Source organism: Streptomyces sp. NPDC101234 (assembly GCF_044767525.1).
In the GTDB taxonomy this organism is placed as follows: domain Bacteria; phylum Actinomycetota; class Actinomycetes; order Streptomycetales; family Streptomycetaceae; genus Streptomyces; species Streptomyces sasae.
The window spans coordinates 19,554-39,814 of the sequence record NZ_JBIWOA010000022.1 but is presented as its reverse complement, the minus strand read 5'-3'; the positions used below and the strand labels follow the sequence as shown (position 1 = coordinate 39,814).

17 protein-coding genes and 1 pseudogene are annotated in these 20,261 nt (G+C 68.2%); 9 read left to right on the top strand and 9 right to left on the bottom strand.

All coding sequences use genetic code 11. The features are described from left to right. Positions 1-136 precede the first annotated feature (136 nt). Together ACIRR9_RS34020 and ACIRR9_RS34015 are read left to right on the top strand one after the other, a co-directional pair. Positions 137-679, top strand: a complete 543-nt coding sequence (locus ACIRR9_RS34020) for a hypothetical protein (protein ID WP_403759869.1) — start codon at positions 137-139, stop codon at positions 677-679. 1 nt (position 680) lies between these two features. Next, positions 681-1,163 (top strand): hypothetical protein, encoded by a 483-nt coding sequence (locus ACIRR9_RS34015; RefSeq protein ID WP_403759866.1) that lies wholly within the window; start codon positions 681-683, stop codon positions 1,161-1,163. A gap of 4 nt (positions 1,164-1,167) precedes the next feature. Here ACIRR9_RS34015 and ACIRR9_RS34010 read toward each other — a convergent pair whose 3' ends face one another. Both ACIRR9_RS34010 and ACIRR9_RS34005 read right to left on the bottom strand, forming a co-directional pair. Next, positions 1,168-1,611 carry a DUF6262 family protein gene (locus ACIRR9_RS34010; protein ID WP_403759863.1) on the bottom strand — a complete coding sequence of 148 codons (444 nt, stop codon included), beginning with the start codon at positions 1,609-1,611 and terminating at the stop codon, positions 1,168-1,170. Then, positions 1,608-2,450: a tyrosine-type recombinase/integrase gene (locus tag ACIRR9_RS34005; protein WP_403759860.1), complete on the bottom strand. Its 843-nt coding sequence runs from the start codon at positions 2,448-2,450 to the stop codon at positions 1,608-1,610. Before ACIRR9_RS34005 ends, ACIRR9_RS34010 begins: the two co-directional genes overlap by 4 nt. Here ACIRR9_RS34005 and ACIRR9_RS34000 point away from each other — a divergent pair. From ACIRR9_RS34000 to ACIRR9_RS33985, 4 genes and pseudogenes are all read left to right on the top strand, one after another. Beyond that, on the top strand, positions 2,428-2,907 hold the full coding sequence (locus tag ACIRR9_RS34000) for a hypothetical protein (protein ID WP_403759857.1): 480 nt from the start codon (positions 2,428-2,430) through the stop codon (positions 2,905-2,907). The genes ACIRR9_RS34005 and ACIRR9_RS34000 overlap by 23 nt on opposite strands. Positions 2,908-3,265: 358 nt before the next feature. Further along, positions 3,266-3,616: a hypothetical protein gene (locus ACIRR9_RS33995; protein WP_403759854.1), complete on the top strand. Its 351-nt coding sequence runs from the start codon at positions 3,266-3,268 to the stop codon at positions 3,614-3,616. Between the two features lie 655 nt (positions 3,617-4,271). Beyond that, entirely contained in the window at positions 4,272-4,652 is a 381-nt protein-coding gene (locus ACIRR9_RS33990; protein ID WP_403759851.1) for a hypothetical protein, read from the top strand. Positions 4,653-5,417: 765 nt separating this feature from the next. Next, positions 5,418-5,674 (top strand): annotated as a pseudogene (locus ACIRR9_RS33985) (RraA family protein); the annotation flags it as partial. Between the two features lie 1,011 nt (positions 5,675-6,685). Here the strand turns inward: ACIRR9_RS33985 and ACIRR9_RS33980 are convergent. The 7 genes from ACIRR9_RS33980 to ACIRR9_RS33950 form a co-directional block, all read right to left on the bottom strand. Further along, a complete protein-coding gene (locus ACIRR9_RS33980; protein WP_403759849.1) occupies positions 6,686-8,029 on the bottom strand; it encodes a helix-turn-helix domain-containing protein in 1,344 nt (447 codons plus the stop codon). 232 nt (positions 8,030-8,261) lie between these two features. Further along, positions 8,262-9,614: a DUF455 family protein gene (locus ACIRR9_RS33975; RefSeq protein ID WP_403759846.1), complete on the bottom strand. Its 1,353-nt coding sequence runs from the start codon at positions 9,612-9,614 to the stop codon at positions 8,262-8,264. Between the two features lie 73 nt (positions 9,615-9,687). After that, positions 9,688-10,812: a radical SAM protein gene (locus tag ACIRR9_RS33970; protein WP_123973495.1), complete on the bottom strand. Its 1,125-nt coding sequence runs from the start codon at positions 10,810-10,812 to the stop codon at positions 9,688-9,690. 104 nt (positions 10,813-10,916) lie between these two features. Then, positions 10,917-11,963, bottom strand: coding sequence for a sulfotransferase family protein (locus ACIRR9_RS33965; RefSeq protein ID WP_403759843.1), 1,047 nt, complete (start codon positions 11,961-11,963; stop codon positions 10,917-10,919). Beyond that, positions 11,960-13,552 (bottom strand): glycosyltransferase, encoded by a 1,593-nt coding sequence (locus ACIRR9_RS33960; protein ID WP_403759840.1) that lies wholly within the window; start codon positions 13,550-13,552, stop codon positions 11,960-11,962. The genes ACIRR9_RS33965 and ACIRR9_RS33960 overlap by 4 nt, the downstream gene beginning before the upstream one ends. A 19-nt stretch (positions 13,553-13,571) precedes the next feature. After that, the gene (locus ACIRR9_RS33955; protein ID WP_403759837.1) at positions 13,572-14,666 is read right to left on the bottom strand and encodes a Gfo/Idh/MocA family protein; all 1,095 of its coding nucleotides are present in this window, start codon (positions 14,664-14,666) and stop codon (positions 13,572-13,574) included. Further along, the gene (locus tag ACIRR9_RS33950) at positions 14,663-15,772 is read right to left on the bottom strand and encodes a radical SAM protein (protein WP_365347236.1); all 1,110 of its coding nucleotides are present in this window, start codon (positions 15,770-15,772) and stop codon (positions 14,663-14,665) included. Before ACIRR9_RS33950 ends, ACIRR9_RS33955 begins: the two co-directional genes overlap by 4 nt. Before the next feature lie 197 nt (positions 15,773-15,969). Here ACIRR9_RS33950 and ACIRR9_RS33945 point away from each other — a divergent pair, with 197 nt between their 5' ends. From ACIRR9_RS33945 to ACIRR9_RS33935, 3 genes are all read left to right on the top strand, one after another. Continuing rightward, positions 15,970-17,292, top strand: a complete 1,323-nt coding sequence (locus ACIRR9_RS33945; RefSeq protein ID WP_403759834.1) for an alanine--tRNA ligase-related protein — start codon at positions 15,970-15,972, stop codon at positions 17,290-17,292. Positions 17,293-17,353: 61 nt separating this feature from the next. Next, positions 17,354-19,162, top strand: a complete 1,809-nt coding sequence (locus ACIRR9_RS33940) for an alanine--tRNA ligase (RefSeq protein ID WP_403759831.1) — start codon at positions 17,354-17,356, stop codon at positions 19,160-19,162. Continuing rightward, positions 19,159-20,217, top strand: coding sequence for a hypothetical protein (locus ACIRR9_RS33935; protein WP_403759828.1), 1,059 nt, complete (start codon positions 19,159-19,161; stop codon positions 20,215-20,217). Before ACIRR9_RS33940 ends, ACIRR9_RS33935 begins: the two co-directional genes overlap by 4 nt. Positions 20,218-20,261 lie beyond the last annotated feature (44 nt).

Here is a 20,261-nt window from a genome sequence, read left to right as displayed (position 1 = left end):
CAATGAGGGTGTTGTCGATCAGGCGGTGAGTATGAGCTGGTCGCGGTAGCGGGCCTGGTGGTTGCGGGTGAACTCCTGCTGCTCGTGCCAGGCCCAGTAGGCGTCGAAGTCGCCGTTGGCGCGGATGGCGCGCAGCTTGAAGTACGGCTTCGGCGCCGGACAGGCCCCAGCGGGCGCCGGTGATGTCGAGGCGGTCTTTGACCAGGTGGCGGTAGGCGCCTTCGACGATTCCGGTGGCGATCGGCCAGCCGCGTTCCAGGGCGGTGTCGTAGCGCAGGTGTTCGGCTTTGCCGGTCAGGTAGTTCACGGCCTCGTCGATGCCCTTGCGTTTGGTGCCGCGCAGTTGGGCGGCACGGGCGGCGGACTCGAGTGCGGCGGTGGTCTGCTGCACGCCGCCGGTCAGGAGGGCCCGGGCGTGGCGGGCGACCCAGGCCTCGGCGGAGGCGTCGTCGGCCTCGTGCAGGCACCAGGCCGCTCGCCACAGGTAGCCGAGTTATCTCCGGTTCGAAGATTCTTTGATCGCTACTTCCCAGGTCGGGATGTTGTTGCGATGGCTGTAACGAGCCCGAGCGCGGCCCGTTGTCGCCGTCCTCTGGTGATCTGTTGCCGGGCGCCGGCCTGGAGCCGGCGGTGGTCGGTTAGCATCCGGCGTGGCCACGCACTGGAAGAACAGTCCTGAGATGTTCGCGCTGATCCTTCGACGTCATGGACTTGCCCCGGACGCCGTCGATGACGTTGCGCGGGCGTGGTCTGCGTTCCAGGAGTTCGTCCAGGTGGAAATCGACGGGATTGAGCCTGCAGAGGACGACGGCGACGGGTTCATCGTGCAGTGGGGGCGGTGGAGTTGGAACGACGACCGTCCCGCACTGGTCTTCACCAGGCAGTTCGCGGTGCAGGGCGAGGGTGACCAGGATGACGAGTTCTGGCAGCCGCAGCGCTGGAGCGTAGACCTCGAACTGTTCTTCACCGATGCCCCGGCCTGGGCCGACTTGGGCGACATGGCCTGGTCCGACAGCATGGGCTTCGACTTCGATCCCATTGGTCATGAACGGGCCGCAGCGCTATCCCAGATTTCCACGTTCATCGAAACGCTTCCGCAGGTCAGCGCGATGTGGCGGGCGGTCCCGGTGGGTAGCGCCCTCAGGCTGGAACGCGCGGACTGAGCTGTCAACAAGCCCCCCGCTCCTGGGTTCTGGGTGTGGCGCGACCGCGGCGGTCGAGTTCGCGGCGGAGTTCAAGGTTCTCGTTGTGCGCCTGAGCGAGGGCGTCCCGCAGAGCCTTGTCGGTGTCGCGGAGTTGCTTCTTCAGCCGCGTGATCTCCGAGGTCAAGGCAAGGACGATGTTGTTGTTCTCGCCGGCCGAGGTCGAAGCCCGTGAGGCCGCGGTCCGGTGCTGTCGCCGGAGGTGTTCGATGCGCTCACGCAGGGTGGGATGGGTGTAGAGGAAGGAGTGGGAAACGCCTGCCTCGCGTTGGACGGCCTGGAAGGTGACGGACTCGCCGCGCTTGATGAGAGTGCGGATAGCGGCTTCGGTGGCCTTCGTCTTGGCCTCGGACTTGCGGCGGGCGGCCTGGTTGAGGGTGTCAATTCGGCGCTGGCGCGGGTCGTTCATGGCTGCGGCTTCCGGTGGCGGGTCAAGTCGATGGAGACGGGGGTTGGGGTGCTCGGGCTGCCCGCTCCCTGGATGGCGCGGCCGGGGCTGGCTCGCATCGCGTCGAGGAGCTTGGCGAGGGCGTCGCGTTCGGCCCGGCGCTGGAGGAGCCAGACGTTGTCGTCGGGCATGGGGTGGCCGTGCCGTTGCTCGAACCGTGCGGTGTCCCGCTCGATCAGCGCGGTCGTCTCGGCGAGCTGTCGCTCCAGGGTTTCCAGGTGGCTGTCGTCGGTGACGAAGACTCCGCAGGTCAGGCAGGCATTGCCCTTGTCGCATTTCTGGAGGGGCGGCAGCAGGCAGTAGCCGTTGGGCAGGAACCGGTCAGCGCGGTCCAGTAGGTGCAGGGCGTCGTGGTCTTCTTGGGAGAAGACCACACGGGTGCCGTCGGCCTTGAACTTGCGGGTGGCCAGGAATGCCTGCTCGGCGTGCTCGTCACGGCGGGCGACGTAGTGCATGGACATCGTCGGCGTGGAGTGCCCCGCGTAGCGTTGCAGGACGTGGATGGGCAAGCCCAGCTCGGCGAGCTTGGTCAGCTTGGTGTGTCGGAATCGGTGGGTATGACTGAGGCGAACCGGGCGTCCGGTCGCATCGGTGATTCGCGCCAGATCGCTGAACAGCCCCAGTACCCGGCCGTAGTTGGAGTTGCCGTAGGGCTTGGTGCCATGGGCGTTGGCGCGCTTTTGTGGGAAGAGGTAGGGCAGCGTGCGTCCGGGAAATCGGTCATGAAGCCACTGCCGCTGTTCCTCGATGACGGCGACGACCTCCGCATTGACCAGGATGCTGTCCGGCGCTCCGCCCATCTCGCAGGACCTCGCCAATGCGCAGGGTTTAGGTGACAGCGGCAACGCGCACAACTGCTCCGGGTACTCGCCGTACAAGAAGCCCAGCTTCAGGCGCAAGCTCATCAACGCGATCCAGGACTACGAGCGCAAGGAACAGCAGCAGAAGTCAAAACTGCACCAGTGGTGGCAGAGCCTGAAGAACTACGGCCACGCCATCCTCGACAACGGCCCGAACCTGGTCATCCACGCGGGCGAGACGTCCCTGGGAATCGTGATCGCCAATGCCGGCGGCGACATTGCCGCCGGCGGGGTGATCATCTGCCTCAGCGGTTTCGGCTGCATCGTGGGGGCACCAGCCGCTGCGGTAGGAGTGGCAACAGCCGCAGCCGGAGCCTCCCTGGCGGGCTATGAAGGGGCTCGCCGACGACATCGGCAAAGTATTCTCCGAAGCGTCGAGCGACGGCGCAAGGAATGAAGCTGCTTCGGAGGGATCTTCCGGCCGCAATCTCATGGACCCGCAGTCCATGATTGGTGCTTCGCCGGAAGAGGTGAGAGAAATGGCGGCAGCGAAAGGTTCCGCGATGGAGGATGCCCCCCATGCAACGGGAGGAGGATTCTTTATCACGAAGGGAAATCCGACTATTTTGCATGAAAATGGACTCCCTGGAATGCGGCGACTCGACCAGCAGGGGCCTTATCTTAAGTACCAAGTGGGAAAGAAACTAACTCGAATCCCCCTCCAGGGTAATCCCGCCCTTCCGTAGTTGCTGCACCGGCGTGCCGCAGAATATCGTCTGCGGCACACCGGTGTCGGCTTATCGATTGGTGTCACCATGGAACGCCTCAGTGAAATTGAAGAGTGCATTCTGATTAATGCACGAGAGATGTCCTCGCTGTGGTCTGTGCTGGCAGACTGGATCGAGTCTGAAGACGAGGAAGTATGGGTTGAATTCGAGCCCGTATTTGCTTCGGTGATGGAATCATGGGTTGAAAAAGGATATCTCGAAATTTATGAGGGAGAAGAGTGGCCTGCCCATGAAGCGGGGCGTCTGGTTCCAGTGAGCGAGGTTCATGACATGCTGGCGAACCATGAGGCGTGGACGTATTCAGAATCTCCGACGCGTGTAATCAGTTTGCTGCCGGGGAAAAATTTTGGTGATCTGCTAAGGAGGCTAGGGGGATAACTCGGGATCTTGCTGAGTCGCAGACGATGGCAGCACCAGCGTCCTGGGTCCGGGGTGGGAGCGCTGCCTGCCGTTCCCTCCGAGCGGGTCAAAAAGGGACTGGTTCTGGCACGCAGCGATCTGGTGGGCGCTGGCGAGTGCCTGACGACGGTAATCCGCTATGTGGAACGCGGGATCTTTAAGTCGGCGCCGGTTGACGTCCTCGCATTGCTTGAAGAGCTTATGCATCGAATTGATCGCCTCGGTGGCGTCGCGTCAGCTGGCGACCAGGCGTGTGGAAGATCTGGCTAGCTTTTATTTGGCGGCCGGAGAGGCTGTAAACGGGCCGGGGGGATATTTCGGGTCCACGCTTATGGCCCTTGAAGACTGTTCGGGAGGGGGGTATGGTGCGAACGCTCCGCTCACGCTGGTGTGGGAGAGTTTTGAGGTCGCTGAAAGTTCCCTTTCGAGAGGGTTTGTGGAAACCGGAGATGGCTTGGCGTCTTATTTCGATATAATTCTGGAGATTTTTTCGGAAGGGGGGTGAAGTGGTCAGGTCGTAGTGGATGCGTGCGGGCATTATGAAGTCGGCCGAGTTCGGCAGAATTACGGTCTACGTTATGAGCTGGATGGGAAATTGGCATCAGGGCACTCGGCAGAGGGGGGTGGTAATTCGGTGAATGATCTTGAACGGCTTTGCGAAAAGGTGTCAGATTTCGCGGGATACGTCATTGACCGGCTGTCCATGTCGCGCACCGAGGAAGCTGACGCGCTCGATATTGGGTTGCGTTGGGGTCCGGGGAAGCCGGATGTAACGCTATCCTTCCGGGACGTCTACTATTTCACGATCGGTAGGATTCCCGGGCCGGGAGCCGAACCGTTGGACAGGGTGGCAGTGCAAGTTCTGCAGCCGCAGGACCAGCCTTGGCCGGACGGGCTCAGCATGGATCTTGTGCGCTCGGCCTCGCTCCCGACGCTGATCTGGGTTCGCGCCGAAGGTCCAGTTCAGCTCAGTGTGGTAGCCGCTGTTGCCACTGTCTTCGTGGAAGTGAGCTGATGGTGGGTCCACCCTGGTAGTGGCCAGGCGCCTGCTGTCTCTCCCTGTGCCCCATGATCTGGCGCTTGCCGGTCAGGGGGCTTCCGGTGTTGGCCTCTCGAATCCATGGCGCTCCGAGAGGGGGGCGGCGCCAACTCGCGCAGTCCCCGGTGGCGGGGCCTGCCGGTGCGTAGCCTGTGAGTACGGGGCGTCGACTGAGATCTGTGCGGGTCTGACGCACGGCTGTGGCGGTGACGCACGAATGACGCACGAGGCTCCCTGGGGGTTCTGGATTTCACCCTCGAAACCGCATCTGACCTGCATGTTTCTGCGAAGGTGGCAAACTGCACACCTTCCCGATGACGCATCACGTGGAGTGCGTCGCCATCCTCGAACCGGCCGGAAAGGGCTCCTGACCTGCCGTTTCCTGATTCCTTCGGTCGGCTCGACCTGTTTCGTGGCGTGGGAACAGTCGAAGCCGGACAGCGCCGTGTGATCTGCGTATCCGTCTGAGGGGGTGGCTTGTGCGGCGGTGACGGGGCGCGTTGGTTTTTGCGGCGTGACGCACGAATGACGCACGGGCTGAAAAACCGTCAGGTCCTTGCAGGGCCTGGCTCAGGTGTAGAGACGAGTCGGCCGGCCTCCTCGTACGCCCTTTGTTGTCATGCCGCTCGGTCACAGCCGGGAGGCCCGCGCGCGACAGGGCCTCCCGTCCTGGCCCGTCGCCCGATGCGCGGCGGAGGGCAGCCGCGCCGCGTCCCGTGATCAGGCCGTCCCCAGTGGTTTCGATGCCCGTCCGGCGACAACCTTATGCTCCACGCGGCCATCCACCGGACCCAGCCCGGCTCCGTCATCGTCGTAGAGTCCGGGGACACCGACTCCGCACTCGCCGGTGGCAACGTCTGCGCCGTCGCCCGGCGCTGCGGGATCGCCGCTTCGCCCTCGACGGACTGATCAGGGACCTGGGCGAGGTACGAGAGATCGGCGTGAGCGTGACCGGCGGAGACTTCGTGGTGGCCGACGAGGAGGGCGTCGTGGTGGTGGATCGTGGGAACAGGGCCGCGACCTCTCCTCCCTTCTTCGCGAAGTCGCCCCCGGCACCGCCGCCACCGCCAGATGCCGCGTCGAGTACGTCCACCTGCCGCGGGCGGCAGACGCCAACACCCGGGTCATCGCGGTCGGCGAGCGCGCTCCGGAGGAGGAGCGGGTCGCACTCGCGGCCGCCCACAGCTGGTCGGACCGGGTCGCGGTGAAGAGCCGGTCGACCGGGTCCGGGCGGGCGCGGGCAGTTGGCCCGGAGACCGTGTTCCGGCGGCCCCCGGCCGCGGTTGACGCCCTTCTGGTCGTCTTCGCGCATCAGCCGCTTGACGGTGCGGCAGGTCGCAGTGACACCCTCACGCCGCGGCCGGCGTTGGATCCTGCGGACGCCATGGGGCCTGCCGGTGGCGGCGTGAACAGCACGGATCTTGCCAGCAGTTGTCACCCCGCCCGGCTGCCGCCGCTTGCACAGCCGAGATCCGGTCGGCAACCGCCTCGAATTCCGCCAGCCCACCGTCTGAACCCGCCCCCGTTCCGCAGCCCGCGGAGCGGTGCCGGACAGAGTCCGCCCCGCGTGGCGGTGGTGGTGCCCGTCGCGCGCGCAGGTGTTGCACGAACCGATCGTCGACGTCAACCCTGTTGCCGCTGGCGGCCGTTCGACGTCCTGCTGCGTCGTGACGGCGACGCCGTCCTCACCGACTTCGGTATCGCGGCCCTGGACGACGGCGGGTTCCTGACCACCATTGGCGAACCGGGCCGGCTCCCTTGGGTACATGGCACCGGAGCGGGTGCGGGGAGCGAAGGCAGGCCCGGCCTCCGACCTGTGGTCTCTGGGCGCGACCCTCGCCATGGTCCGCGACGGTCGGTCCCCGTTCCGCGCTCCCGGCCGTACCTTTCGTGACTGCCTCATGCCAGGCAGCTCCTCGTTCTCTGAGGCCGTCCGGGAAACCCATGAAAGAAGCAGTTCCTACCGGTTCACCGGACGTCCGGGACGTGTGACGCGGCCGGGGAACGGGTCAGTCCTGCCAGACCCGGCGGGGGGCGTCGGCGATGAGCGAGCCGCGGTGCCCCATCAGCCGCATGCCCTGCCGGTAGGCCCACACGGCGCGTTCGCTCTCTCCGCTCTTCTCCAGGATCTCGCCCAGTTCCGACCAGGCGAAGGCGGCCTGCCGCCCGGCCTCGGAGGCTTCGAGCAGCAGGGCACTGCGCTCGTACGCCGCGTGGACCGCCTCGTAGTCCTCCTGGATGAGGTAGGCCGCGGCGAGGACGAGATGGACGCGGGCGCTCTCCAGGCGGTGCTCGGGCCCCAGCCGTCGCAGAGCGGTCTCGGCGTGCTGGATGGCGTTCTCGGGCTGGCCGAGCATGACCTCGGCTCGTGCGAGCGCGGCTTCCACGTACGCCACGTCGAGACTGCTGCCCAGCGTCCGCAGGGTCGCGGCACTCTGTTCGAGAAGCTTCTTGGCCACTTCGGGGTTGGGGCTCTCCGACTGGAGGAGCACCGTGGCCTGGGCGTTGCGCACCCGGGCCAGGGCACGCTCGTCGTCGCCCTCGGCGTAGATGGCGACGGCCTTCTTGATCAGCTCCAGTGCCTCGCTCGACCTGCCGCGCCGGTGCAGCACGACACTCGCGTTCCAGTAGGCGCCGCCCAGCGCCCTGCGGTCGGACATGACCTCGGCCCGGCTGATGGCCTCGCCCGCGAGGAAGTTCGCCCGGTGCAGGTCGCCACGCTCGCAGTACACGCCGATCAGCGTGGACAGCAGCTCCAGCTGGGGGACCGTGGGGGGCAGGTCCTCGGCGTCCGCTTCGGACAGGGCGGACTCGGCGACGTCGATGGCATGCGAGAGATCACCGAGTTCGCGATAGCACCGGCACAGCAGCATCACCACGCCGAGCCGCTCCAGCATGCCACGCCCCTGCGCGGCCGACTGCTGCAACAGCGCCTCGAAGCGGCGGACGGCCTCCTCCAGTTCTCCGTGGTGTTCGAGGCACTGGGCGATGCCGAACTCCACCGCGAAGTGGAGATCCGTCTGCTCGCTCTCCGGCAGTTTGGCCTGCAGGGCGGTGAAGGTCTTCAGCGCCGTCCGCGAGTCGCCGTTGCGCAGGGCGAGCTGGGCGTAGTTCAGCTCGATCTCCAGGTCCACCGAGTCGGGCTTGGAGATCATGCCGATGAGATACGCGGGGTCGCACTTCAGCCGCTCGGCGAGCTGAGCGAGTACCTCCTCCGAGGGGATCCGCTTACCGGCTTCCAGAAGTGAAATGTAGCTCGGGGAGAGATTCGGCTTCGCCAGTGCCTCCTGGGAGAGGCCGGCCGCCCTGCGAAGTCGCCGAATGCGCGAGCCAAGACCTTCGTTCACGGTCATTGTGACTCCTCACTTGGCAAGCTTCGAAAAAGCGAACTCGAAGCGAACCTGTCCCGGATCGGCCGATAAGAGTGGCAACTACCCACAAGTATCGCGTGTATCTCGGCCTGTCTGCCAGCTGCGAGCCTGATCGGTGTGATTGGCGAGATGTAGATAATGCGGGCCTTTTGGCTGGAAGAAGCACGCGATTGGTCGATCATACTGACAAGGTCAGTAACATTTCAACCGGGCTTCAGTGAAGATATTCGTGGGTGTTCGTGTGGACTCCTGTAGGGCAGGGCGCCGGGGCGTCGTCGGACGTCCGGGGAGCCCGCGGCTGCCGTGCCGCCTTCTGTTCGGCGGCGGCACGCTCCCGTGCCCATTCTTCCTGAAGTGCCGCGATCTCCTCCGCCGAGAAACCGGACAGGGCGCGGTCCTCCACATTGATGGGGATCATATGGCGCACCGGCATGTCGTGTCCGGCGAGCAGATCGCGTACCCGGGCGTCCAGCTCGTGGACCTCGTCCGCGCCCCCGAGTAGTTCTTCCAGCCAGTGGTTGGCGTTGCCGACGTGCGTGACCTCGTCGGCGTTGATGTAGTCGAAGATCGTCGCCGTCCGGGTGTCCCCGATCTGCTGGAGCCAGCGGTAGACGCGCAGCCCGCCGTCCAGGCCGATCCCCTCGCCGAGCCGCTGTTCGATGAGGATGCGTTCGGGAAGGGTCCGGCCCAGACGGAACTTGTCCCAGATCTGGAAACGGACGGGGTGTGAGCCGACAGTGCCGCCGAGTTCCCGCATCCGGGTGATGAGCAGCTCGAAGTGCCGGCCCTCGTCGCGCACCTGGCGGGCGAGGTCGTGGCGCAGCCCCCAGGGAGCCTCCGGGTGCAGCGCCAGAAGGGTGGCGCAGATCTCCGCCGCGCACAGCTCGATCTTGAAGGCGACATCGTGCAGGGGATCCGTGATGTCGACCGAGGACGACAGCTCGCCCACGCCGGCCGGGTCGATACCGGGCCGGTGTTCGCGCAGCCGGGGGTCGCGGCCGGGGCGGACCGGGATCTCCGTCAGGGCGGGCGTACTCGTCACCGTGACCGGTGGCTCCGCTTCGCCCGCTCGCCCCGCGCAACTGTCGAAGAGCGGCGAGGGCCCGCCTTCCTCGGCGTCTCCGAGGGGGCGGTGCAGGGTGCCCAGGCGGTCCAGTACCCAGGTCAGGCACTGGTGGCCGGCTTCGTCGACCAGGGGGTCGAGCCGGACCAGGAGTGCCGCGGTGGCCGCGCGCAGATCGGCGTAGGCGACGCGCGTCAGCCGGTCGAGCTGACGGTCGGGATCCTCGATGGCGGCCAGGTCGTTGCACAGCTGCACGTAGGCCGCGTTGATCGGCCTCGCGGCCTCCTTCTTCGAGCGCAGCCCAGGAAGGCGCTGCCCGAGCGTGTCCGCGCACTGGGCCAGTCCCCAGACGTCCTGGGAGAGTGCCACCTTGGCCTCGGTACTCGCCGTACGGACCAGCACGGCGGAGGCGATCTCCATCAGGCGTATGCAGGCGAAGCGGAGTCCTTCCGTGGCGTACTGGTTCTCGTGCACCAGCGGTATCCGGGAATCGGTCGTTTCCATCACGGGATCACTGTCTTTCCGGAGGGTCGTCACCGTCCGCGCCGCAGGAGGGGCGCGAACGGGGGGCGGGACGTCAGCCGCGCTTGACGTCGAGAGGCAGCAGCCGGCGGCGGTACGGGACGACCTCGCCGTCGTCGAACGCGTACGCCTTGGGCAGCACATCCGCCTGCTGCCAGATCTTGCAACCGCCGTAGCACCGGCCGTCCTTGCGCCAGCCGCAGTCGACACACTGCTCGTAGGGATAGAACCGCAGCTCGTCCCGGAACTCCCGGGGGCGGCCGGAGTGCCACAGCTCCCAGAACTCCTCGGGTGTCAGCAGCTCCAGGTTCTCCCGGTCCTTGTAGATGTTGATGAGAGGGTGGTCCACCCAGTGCGAGCAGCCGAGGACCTTGCCGCCCGGCTCGATGACCACGGTGTTGCCCTCGGCCGCCTCACATCCGGTGCCGATCACCTCGTCCGCGAACATGTCCTTGAGCGTGTCGTGGTCGAAACTGCACAGCGGGATCTTGTTCTTCTCGCGGTTGAAAATGAATCGGACCCCGAGTTCCGGTTGCAGCCGGAAGAGCTGCTCGGTGAGCCGGGCCAGTGCCTCCGGTCCGGACGCGACGCCGGTGTCGAGCTGCTGTACGACGTTCGGCACGCCGTAGTTGATGTAGATGGTCCGGCATCCGAGGGCGGTCAGGTTCTCCACCACCCGCAACACGTTGGGCAGGTTGGAATCCATCACGGTGAGCATCGGGTACAGCGGCCAGCCGCGCTCCACCGCGTGCCGTACGGCTGTCATGGCCTTGTCGTAGCTGCCGGGTATCCGCGTCGCCGTGTCGTGCTCCTCGGCGGTGTGCCCGTGCAGACTGATGCAGCCGCCCTTGAGCCCGGCGTCGATCATGGCCTGGCCGAACGCGGGATCGGAGATCTTGACGCCGTTGGTGACCACCCAGGCACCCATGTTCTTGGCACGCGCGTAGGACACCACGTCCAGCAGGTCACGGTGGATGGTCGGTTCGCCGCCGAGCAGGGTGAAGGTGCTGATGCCGATGCTCTCCATGAAGTCGATGCCCTTGTACGCCTCGGCGGTGCGCATGGTCTTCGGGCTGCCGAACACCTCCGCCCCCGCGTAGCAGAACGAGCACTTCAGGTTGCAGGCATAGGTCATGACGAGCACGCCCTTGCCCATGGTGATCCTCTGGTCAGCCGGCATTGCTTTCTCCTGTCGGGCCGGTGGAAGGGGCGAGCGGAACACGGGGGGACGGGCGGCCTGCCGGGCTCTCGGAGCGGGCCCGGCGGGCCGGTACGGGAGCGGTCCTAGCCGGAGGCCGCACGCAGCAGTTCCGCATGGGCCCGGCAGCCTTCCTCCACCACGGCGATGTCGTTCGCCGACAACTCGTCGGTGAACGGACGGGTGTTGGGGGTAGGGGTCGAGGACGACAACGGGAAGCGCTTGGAGGGGTCGCGCTTCGGATCTCCACCGGCGTCGGCCAGCATGACCTCCGGGGGCAGTCCCAGGTAGCGGGCCAGCCGTGTCACCTGGTCCGTCCGCTCGGCGGGGGCGGTGAGCCGGTCGTAGTCGACGATGAGCAGCCGGTCGGGCGCGTACGCGGCGAAGGCCCGGGCGGCTCGTGCGCTGTCGCACCAGTCCCGGACGAACGCGGGCGCCGACATGACCAGCCAGGCGACGCTCCCCATCGGAGGGCGTCCGTCCAGCTCCGTCCGAGCGCGGTGGACCATGGAGGCGAACACGTCGACGGGGGAGCGGTGGATGAAGACGAAGCGTGCCTCGGGCAGTGCCGCGGACAGTTCCGCGAACCGGTAGTAGTGGAAGGGGAACTTGTCCAGGACCCGTTCCGAGCCGCCGCTTCGCGCAGCCAGTTCCAGGAACTCGCGGACCACGCTGGTACGCCGGCTGATGCGCATGGCGGCGTACCGGATCCGCAGCCGCCGGTCGGCGCGGGACCAACCGCGTACCGCGACGCTGTCCACGTCACTGGTGAACTGTTCGAAGACCCGGTCCCCGAAGACGTACGAGCCGAGCGCACGCTCCAGCAAGGTCCGTCCCCGGCCCGGACGGCCGAGGCGGGCGAGGTACGCGTCGAGGCCCGCCGCGCCGCCCAGTGCCTCCTGCCAGTGGGGCCAGCCCTGGCGGCCGATCCGGTCGAGGTCCAGCAGCGGGCTCATGAAGAAGCTCAGCGCGGTCTCGTGCGCGGAGTCGCCCATCGTCCGTGCCCGTTCGGCGGCACCGAACTCCGGGTACCGGGCGAGCATGCGGTACAGCAGCGTGGTGCCGCTGCGGGGGTATCCGGCGACCAGGACCGGGGCGTTGCGCAGGACGGAGGACCGGGCGGCCGACGTCATCGTTCGACCTTCCAGCTCGTGACGCCGCCCCGGCGCAGGAGGAGTTCGAGGCTGCCGGTCAGCGGGCCGAGGCTGCGTACCACGAAGGTGACCGAGGCCGCGGCCAGGGAGGCCAGCAGCAGCCGCACGGGGAACTCCCTGACCCCGGACAGGTCCGCGGCGCCGGGAAGCGTGTGCAGGTGCCGCCAGGTCTGGAGGTACCCGCCCTGCACATAGGCCAGGTGCAGAGCCACCAGCACCGCGGTCAACGCCCACCGGGCGTCGGCCGCGGCCAGTGCGGTGGCCGTCACCCAGGCGGCCGCCCGCCAGGCCCAGGCGATGTTGCGGCCGTGGCCGACGGCCAGCAGGTACCACCACTGGAGCCGGCTCGGTCGCACCCCCAGCTCGTCCCGGAAGGCGCGCAGATCGGTGGCGAACCGGGCCGATCCGTGGAACCAGAACCGCGACTGCCGGACGGAGGACAGCGAGTCGGGGGCCACGTCGCAGTAGTCGAGAGCGGGAACGGGACACACCTGGGCGCCCAGCAGTGAGGCCTCGTAGCCGAGGGCCAGGTCGTCGTTGGGGCTCAGCGTGGGGAACCCGCCGATCCGCTCCAGGAAGCCGAGGGAGACGAAGCAGCCGTGTCCGATGCAGTAGGCGAGCGGGCGCAGCCCCCCCGCGCGGGCCTGCTTCGTGTACCTGCGGAAGAGGTCGTACTCGAAACCGAGTGCCCAGCGGGTCTGGGCGATCGCGTCCGACAGTCTCAGCGCTGCCCGCATGCCACGCATGGCGCCCATGCCCCGGCAGTAGCTGGAGACCTGCTGGAAGATCTCGGGAGGTTCGTGGCCCGCGACGGCCTCGGCGTGCACGATGTCGGTCATGGCCCGGAACGCGGCCGGGTCCGGCTTGGAATCCGCGTCGTAGACCCCGACGTAGACAGGGACGTCGCGCGCGCGGTCCCGTCCCTCCTGCCACCTGCGCAGCGCGGCGTTGAGCTGGCCCACCTTGCCGGTGGCGGTGGCCGGCGCGGCGGTGTGGTGGAAGACCTCGCGGCCCAGCGAGGCGTTGAGTTCCGCGATGACGTCCGCGGCCGTCTCGGCTGTGGTGGGCCGCTGTCGCTCCGCGACGATCCGCACGGCCTCGTCCGGGCGGCCCGTCTCCAGCGCGTGCCGGAACGGCGCGTGGGCCGCCGGCACCAGGGCCCGGGTCAGCGCCTGGTCCAGGTCGTGGCGCAGGCCGCCGCGGTCGGCGGCCGCCCGGAGCTCGGCGAGGGCCTCCCGCCGTTCCTGTTCCTCGCGCTCGGTGGTGGCGATGACGACCTGGAGGGCGACGCCGTCCTTGACGGCACGCACCAGGTGCTCACAGGCCTCCCGCACGACCCGGTCCTCGCGCAGCATGGGCATGAGGATCACGAACTCGGGTCCCGCCGCGGGCTGCGCACCGGTGCGGGAGGTGTCCGCCGTCGCGGCCTGCGTGCGCCCGGACTCCGCCCGCGGCCGGAGCGCTCTGACCGTGCGGACCTCGCCCGCGAAGGCCCGCACGGTGACGAAGGCGAAGTACGCGGCGGTGGGAAGGCCCACCAGATAGGTGACGAAGTCGAAGGGGGTCATGGATCGCACGCTCTCCTCATCACGCGTGGCTGGTTCCGGGCGCCGTGCGCTCCGTCCGGCAGGGCACCCACAGGTCCGAGGAGAGGGACGCGGACACGGCGAAGGTCTCCTCCGTGAGCCGGACCAGGTGGTCCCAGTCCTCTTCGGCGCCCCGGCCCGCGGCCAGGTCGTCGAGGTAGTCCCGCATCGAGTGGCCGAAACTGTCCGGGAACCAGCCGGTCTCCAGCTGCTCGCCCGGCAGGGACTGGCCGGGGCGGGGCAGGTGCCACATGCGGACGGTGTTGCCGCCGGGGTCCGCCAGGGCCACCCGTTCGCTGCCGGCCCGGATGACACCCGACGAGCCGGAGATGACGACCTCTTCGAAGGGATGGCCCTCGGCGAAGGAGAACTCCGGCAGCGTCCAGTCCTCCAGGAGCTGCACCACGACCGCGTCCGGGTACTCCAGGGTCGCGCTGATCCAGTTCGCCTGCTTCATCAGCTGGCCCGGGTGCGTGCCCGCCCGCCCGGTGACCTTGACGGCCGGCCCGAACCAGTAGGTGCACAGGTCGAGATGGTGTATCGCCATCTCGAACACGATGTAGTCGTCGATCGTGTGGTCCCAGCGCCCGGGTTCGCGGTCCCACCAGTCCCGGTTGCGGATGGTGCACAGATACGGCTGCCCGATCGCCCCCGACCGCAGCAGGTCGCGGACCTTGCGCCACGCGGACACCTGACGGCCGGTCATGTTGAGCCGGACCCGGGCTCCGAGGTCGCGCAGCCGCCTGATGCCGTCGAGTTCGGATCGCGTGGTGCACAGAGGCTTCTGCACCAGCATGGGCTTGCCGGCCTCCGCGACGGCCGTCATCAGCTCCAGATGGCTGGCCGGCGGGGTGGCGATGTCGATCACGGCCACGTCCGGGTGCGCCACGAGGTCGGCGGCGTCGCGGAACCTGTGCGGTATCCGGAACTCCTCGGCGACATCGGCCGCGACGGTCTCGTCGACATCGCAGACCGCCGTCACGTTGAGCCCCAGGCGGCGGTACGCCGGCAGGTGGGCGTAGCGGGCCACGCCGCCGACGCCGATGATCCCGATCCCCGGGCCGGTGGCGGGGGTGGGGGCGGGGGCGCCGGTCACGGGAACTCCCGGTGGGCGTCGAAGTTGTTGACGAAGTGGATGATCTTGTTGAGCTCGTGGCCCTTGCACAGCGGTGGGCACCGCTTCACGTCGATCATCGCGAGCACCGAACGCCGCTGCTCGCCCGCCCAGATCTCGGTGAACCGGCGTTCGTTGATGTTGCCGAACGACCAGTTGCTCTCGCCCTTGAAGGCGCAGCACACGTCGACCGACCCGTCCGCCCCGACGGTGGCGAGGAGTTCGTTGCCCCGGCACACGTCGTAGGTGCGGCCGTAGTCCTCCTGCCGTGTGACGTCGTCGAACTTGTGGTCCAGGTAGCGGATGTCGAAGTGCTCGTCACGCAACTGGCGCACCTGCGCCATCTGTTCCTCCAGGACCGTCCACAGCGACGACTCCTGCTCGAACTGCTCGTTCGACCGCTCGTAGTGGACGATCGGCTTGACCTGGAAGTAGTCGACACCGGCAGCTTTGGCCCGGCGGGCCCCCTCGGCGAGGTCGTGGACGTTGGACTCGTCCACCAGGAAGGAGAAGCCCATGACCAGGCCGGAGCCCGCGGCGTCGCGCTCGGCCGCGAGGGTCGTGATGTTGCGCAGGACCACGTTGTGCAGCGCCTTGTTCACCCGGTGGGTGCGCGCGTAGACGTCCGGGGTGCCCGCGTCGACGCTGAAGCGTATGTAGGAGAAGTGCTGTACGAGGGTACGGCGCAGCCGCGGCCCCAACTTGACCCCGTTGCTGTTGATGCCCTGCCGGAAGCCCAGTTCGGCCGCCCGCTCCACGACCTCGTCCAGATCCTTGTGCACGGTCGGCTCGCCGCCGCCGGTCCACGTGACCGACTGGACGCCGAGGCTCCTGGCGTCCTCCAGCAGTTCGAGCATGCGCTCCTTGTCCAGCACCTCCTTCCGTTCGTGGAGATAGCCGTACGTGCACCACGTGCAGCTCTGGTTGCAGATGTTGATCGGGTTGATCTCCAGGTTGATCGGCCGCATGGGTTCCGGCTGCCGAGCGGCAACCAGCACCTCGGGATGGGCCAGCAACTTCATGGTGGAGAAGTTGTCGGAGGTGTCCAGGAGCGCTCGGCGCGCCATCGGCTCCACTGCATCGCTCATGGTGCCGGACCTTACCCACGTCTATGACAAGCTGTCAATGGAATATTGACTACCGTGAAACGGGTATTCCGAGGTCTTGCATTCAGTATTCCTGCAGGTCAGATGCTTCCTTGACTCGATAGTCAAGTCGTGAGTTGCTAGCTGTCAATAATGTGCCGTATGCTTTTTGCAGAGCGGTCAAGTACCGAGGGGTGGGTGTGGAGCATCATTTGGCCGACGAGCTGGTAGATCAGCTCGGGCGGCGCTTCGGGCATCACAGGATCGAGCCGCGCAGTGTCGTGGCACCCGCGGACGAGTCCACGCTTTTCGTCTCCGCGGGGATCCAGCTGTGGCGCGACTGGGCTCTGTCCGGACATCCCGGCAGGACCGGTCGCGTGGGGCTCCAGTGGTGCGTGCGCACGAACCGGACGGACGTGCCGGCGCGACGCGGTGTCTCCACCTCCTTCGCCATGGTCAGTCATGTGTCGAGGGGCGCCGTCGAGCGGGAGCGGTATTTCGAGGGGCTCTTCGAGGCGTTCCACGCCGTAGGGCTGCCCCCGGACCGGCTGGCGTTCATCGCCAGCGCGGACGAGTCCGGCGGGCTGAGCGACACCTCGTCCGTCGACGCGCTGACCCGCATGGGATTTCCCGAGCGGCGGATCGGCTCGACCGCCCGCCGCTTCGCGGCACCCCTGACCGGCGGCCCGTTCGGGCCGAACCTCCTCGTGCTGGCCGACAACGGCACCCCGTGCGGGCCCGGTTGCACCTCGACCTGTCCGTGCGGCCGCTGGTTCCACTTCTGGAACTGCGAGTTCCTGGACTTCCGAGTGGAGGGCCCCGGTGCGGCCGCCGGTGCGCAGGAGCCGCTCGTCGACTCCGCCGGCGGCGCGGAGCGACTGGCCGCGGCGGTGCTGGGCCTGTCCGACATCTACGAACTGCCCACGTTGCGATCGCTGTACGCGCAGGTGGTCGCGGTCTGCGAGGGCGACCGGGACCATGACGCGGAGACGGCCGAGGGGCTGCTGCGCCAGGTCGCCGACCATGTCCGGACCGTGGCGCTGATCATCGGCGCGGGAGTCTCGCCCGGGCCCAAGCGCCAGGGGCATGTACTACGTCGGTTGCTGCGTCGCGCCTTCCTCGGCCTGGAGCTGCTGGGCAGCCCGCCGGACCGGCTGGTCGGGCCGGTCGCCCTGGCCGCGGCGGCCTACCGTCGCTGGCGGGGGTTCCCCGGACTGCCCGACTCATCGCTGGGCCTCGTCCGGGCCGAGGCCGAGAGTTTCCGGACGCTGATGGCGGCCGGCCGGCGCGAGTACGAGAAGCTCACCCGCGACGGGTCCGCCATCACCGCCGAGTCGCTCTTCCGGCTCAAGTCCGAGCGGGGAATCCCGGTCGAACTCGTGCGGGCCTGGGCCTCGCGCGACGGCACAGAACTCGACGCCTCGGGCATGGCCGGTCACATCACAACGGAACAGCGGCTCTCCCGTGACCAGTTCGTGCCCCGTAGATCCGTGTCGTCATCCGGCACCCCGTTCACACCGTGACACGGCAGACGTTCCGAAACCGCTCTGCCCGGCCCAGTCCCTTCCCTCCGAGGTTCAGACCATGAAGCACATCGATTCTCCCGGCCAACTGCGCACCAGCTACCTCGACTTCTTCGCGGCGCGCGGGCACGCGGTGATCCCCAGCGCCTCACTCGTCCCCGACCGCGACCCGAGCGTGCTGTTCACGACGGCCGGGATGCACCCGCTCGTCCCCTACTTCCTGGGCGCCGAACACCCCGCGGGAACACGCCTGGTGGACTACCAGAAGTGCGTCCGGACCAACGACATCGAGGAAGTCGGCGACCCCACCCATCTCACGTTCTTCGAGATGCTGGGCAACTGGTCGCTGGGCGACTACTTCAAGCAGGACTCCATCCGGTGGAGCCATGAGTTCCTGGTCCGCGAGGACTGCCTGGCCATCGACCCGGACCGGCTGTGGGTGACCGTCTTCGCCGGCAACGACAGCGTTCCCCGGGACGAGGAGTCGGCCGCACTGTGGCGTTCCCTGGGGATCGCCCAGGACCACATCGTCTTCCTCCCGGAGGAGCACAACTGGTGGGCCGCCGGGCCCGAGGGGCCGTGCGGCCCGGACACCGAGATCTTCGTCGATCTCACCGGCACCCGGTGTCCCGACGAGGACGCCGCCACCTGCCTCCCCGGACTCTGCGGGAACGCCCGGTTCTTCGAGATCTGGAACAACGTCTTCATGACGTTCGACCGGCGTGACGGCGTCATCCGGCCCCTGCCCAGGCGCAACGTCGACACCGGCATGGGCCTGGAGCGCACCATCGCCGTCCTCAACGGCGCGGCCACGGTGTACGAGACCCCGTGCTTCGCCCCGATCATCGACGCGCTCGTCGGCAAGGGCGCCTACCCGCCCGAGGAGATCCGCTCGGACGCGAAGCTGACCCGCGCCCTGCGCATCCTCAGCGACCACCTGCGCACCTCCGTCTTCATCCTCGGCGACCGCGGCCAGGTCTCACCGGGCAACCAGGGCGCCGGATACGTGCTGCGGCGCCTCATCCGCCGGGCCGTCCGCTACACCCAGCACCTGGGCGTCAAAGCCTCCGACTGGGTGGCCACCGCCGACGTCGTCGTCGACATGTACGGCGAGGCCTACCCGGAACTGGTGGAGAATCGCGGCCGGATCCTCGCCGAACTGGCCAAGGAGCAGGAGCGGTTCGCGCAGACCATCGAGCGCGGCACCGCCAGACTCTCGCACGCCCTGGCGGAGCTGCGGCAGTCCGGTGGCGACACCCTGCCCGGCGACGTCGCCTTCCAGCTCTACGACACCTTCGGCTTCCCGCTGGAGTTCACCGTCGAGATCGCCGCGGAGTCCGGTGTCGGCGTCGACACCGACGGGTACCGGCGGCAGTTCGCCCTGCACCAGGAGCGCTCCCGTTCGCAGGCCGCCAAGAGCGGCCTGGCCGACGACAGCGAGGAGAGCACCCGCTACCACACCGCGACCCACCTCCTGCACGCGGCGCTGCGCGAGGTGCTCGGCCCGCACGCGCTGCAGAAGGGCTCGAACATCACCAAGGACCGACTGCGCTTCGACTTCTCCCATCCCACGGCGATGACACCCGAGGAGATCCGCCGGGTGGAGGACCTCGTGCGGAGCTGGATCGGCGAACGGATCGAGGTCACCCACTCCGTGATGCCCCAGGCCGAGGCCCGGTCCGAGGGCGCCATCGGCGTGTTCGACGAGAAGTACGACGGCACCGTGTCGGTGTACCGCATCGGTGAGCGGTCGTTGGAGTTCTGCGGCGGACCGCACGTCCGCAACACCGGGGAACTCGGGCACTTCAGGATCGTCAAGGAACAGTCGTCCGGCGCCGGTGTGCGTCGTATCCGCGCAGTTCTCGCGTGACCGGAGCCGCCGTCCGGCCGCCGGCCACCACCGCCCGGTTCGGCCGGGCGGTGGTGGCCAGCGCGCCCCTGCGTATCTCCCTGGCCGGCGGCGGCACGGACCTGCCCAGCTACGCCGACCGGTTCGGCGGCGCGGTGGTGGGGACGACGACGGACCGGCGAGTGTGTGTGATCCGGTACCCGGGGCTCTTCGGAGGCGGTGTGCGGACCGCCTTCGGAGAACCGGAGGAGGTCGCCGAGGCGTCACAGCTGCGCAACCCCTACGCCCGTGCCTGTCTCCTGCGGGCAGGCAGCCCACGCGACCTCCAGATCGGCTGCTACAGCGACGCGCCGGCCGGATCCGGGCTGGGTGGTTCCGGCGCGTTCACGGTCGCACTGACCGCGGCGTTGCGCCATCCGGAAGCTCCCGGGCCGGCGGAACTCGCCGAACAGGCGAGCGCCGTCGAGATGGTGGATCTGCGGCGCCCCGTCGGCAAGCAGGACCACTACCTGGCGGCGTTCGGGGGCCCCTGCCTGCTCCGCATCGCCCGGGACCGCTCGGTCGAGGTGGAGCGGCTGCGACCCCACCCCGCGGTCGCCCGCTACCTGGACGAACGGCTCATGCTGTTCCGCCTCGGCGGGACGAGGGACGCCGGGCACGCCCTCGCCGCGCAGGCCCGTGGCGCGCTCAACGCCGACCCCGCCGTGCTGCGGAGCCTGCACGGCATCAAGGACCTGGTGGAGCCCGCCGTGGAGGCGCTCCGGCACGGCAGGGTCGACGAGATCGGGCCGATCCTGGACGCGCACTGGGCACTGAAGGCGGCGCTGTCGCCCACCACGGCCGACGACAGCGTCCGGAACCTCTACGCACTGGCCCGGGACAGCGGCGCCGACGGCGGAAAGGTCCTCGGCGCCGGCGGTGGCGGGTTCCTCCTCCTCAGCTCGGCACGCGGACGCCAGCAGGACGTACGGGCCGCCATGACCGCCCGTGGCCTGCCCGAACTCCCCTTCGGCACGGACGGCGCGGGCGTGTACGTCGGCCCGGTCGCCACCACGCCGGGCACGCCCGGACCGTGACCGGCCCCGACCGGGATCCGCAGCCCGTGTGTCCCCGGTCGCCC

Coding starts and splice junctions, on each gene's coding strand:
- ACIRR9_RS34015 (WP_403759866.1), top strand. CDS start 681: ATGTTCGCGCTGATCCTTCGACGTCATGGACTTGCCCCGGACGCCGTC.
- ACIRR9_RS34010 (WP_403759863.1), bottom strand. CDS start 1,611: ATGAACGACCCGCGCCAGCGCCGAATTGACACCCTCAACCAGGCCGCC.
- ACIRR9_RS34000 (WP_403759857.1), top strand. CDS start 2,428: ATGCTGTCCGGCGCTCCGCCCATCTCGCAGGACCTCGCCAATGCGCAG.
- ACIRR9_RS34005 (WP_403759860.1), bottom strand. CDS start 2,450: ATGGGCGGAGCGCCGGACAGCATCCTGGTCAATGCGGAGGTCGTCGCC.
- ACIRR9_RS33995 (WP_403759854.1), top strand. CDS start 3,266: ATGGAACGCCTCAGTGAAATTGAAGAGTGCATTCTGATTAATGCACGA.
- ACIRR9_RS33980 (WP_403759849.1), bottom strand. CDS start 8,029: ATGACCGTGAACGAAGGTCTTGGCTCGCGCATTCGGCGACTTCGCAGG.
- ACIRR9_RS33975 (WP_403759846.1), bottom strand. CDS start 9,614: ATGGAAACGACCGATTCCCGGATACCGCTGGTGCACGAGAACCAGTAC.
- ACIRR9_RS33970 (WP_123973495.1), bottom strand. CDS start 10,812: ATGCCGGCTGACCAGAGGATCACCATGGGCAAGGGCGTGCTCGTCATG.
- ACIRR9_RS33965 (WP_403759843.1), bottom strand. CDS start 11,963: ATGACGTCGGCCGCCCGGTCCTCCGTCCTGCGCAACGCCCCGGTCCTG.
- ACIRR9_RS33960 (WP_403759840.1), bottom strand. CDS start 13,552: ATGACCCCCTTCGACTTCGTCACCTATCTGGTGGGCCTTCCCACCGCC.
- ACIRR9_RS33950 (WP_365347236.1), bottom strand. CDS start 15,772: ATGAGCGATGCAGTGGAGCCGATGGCGCGCCGAGCGCTCCTGGACACC.
- ACIRR9_RS33940 (WP_403759831.1), top strand. CDS start 17,354: ATGAAGCACATCGATTCTCCCGGCCAACTGCGCACCAGCTACCTCGAC.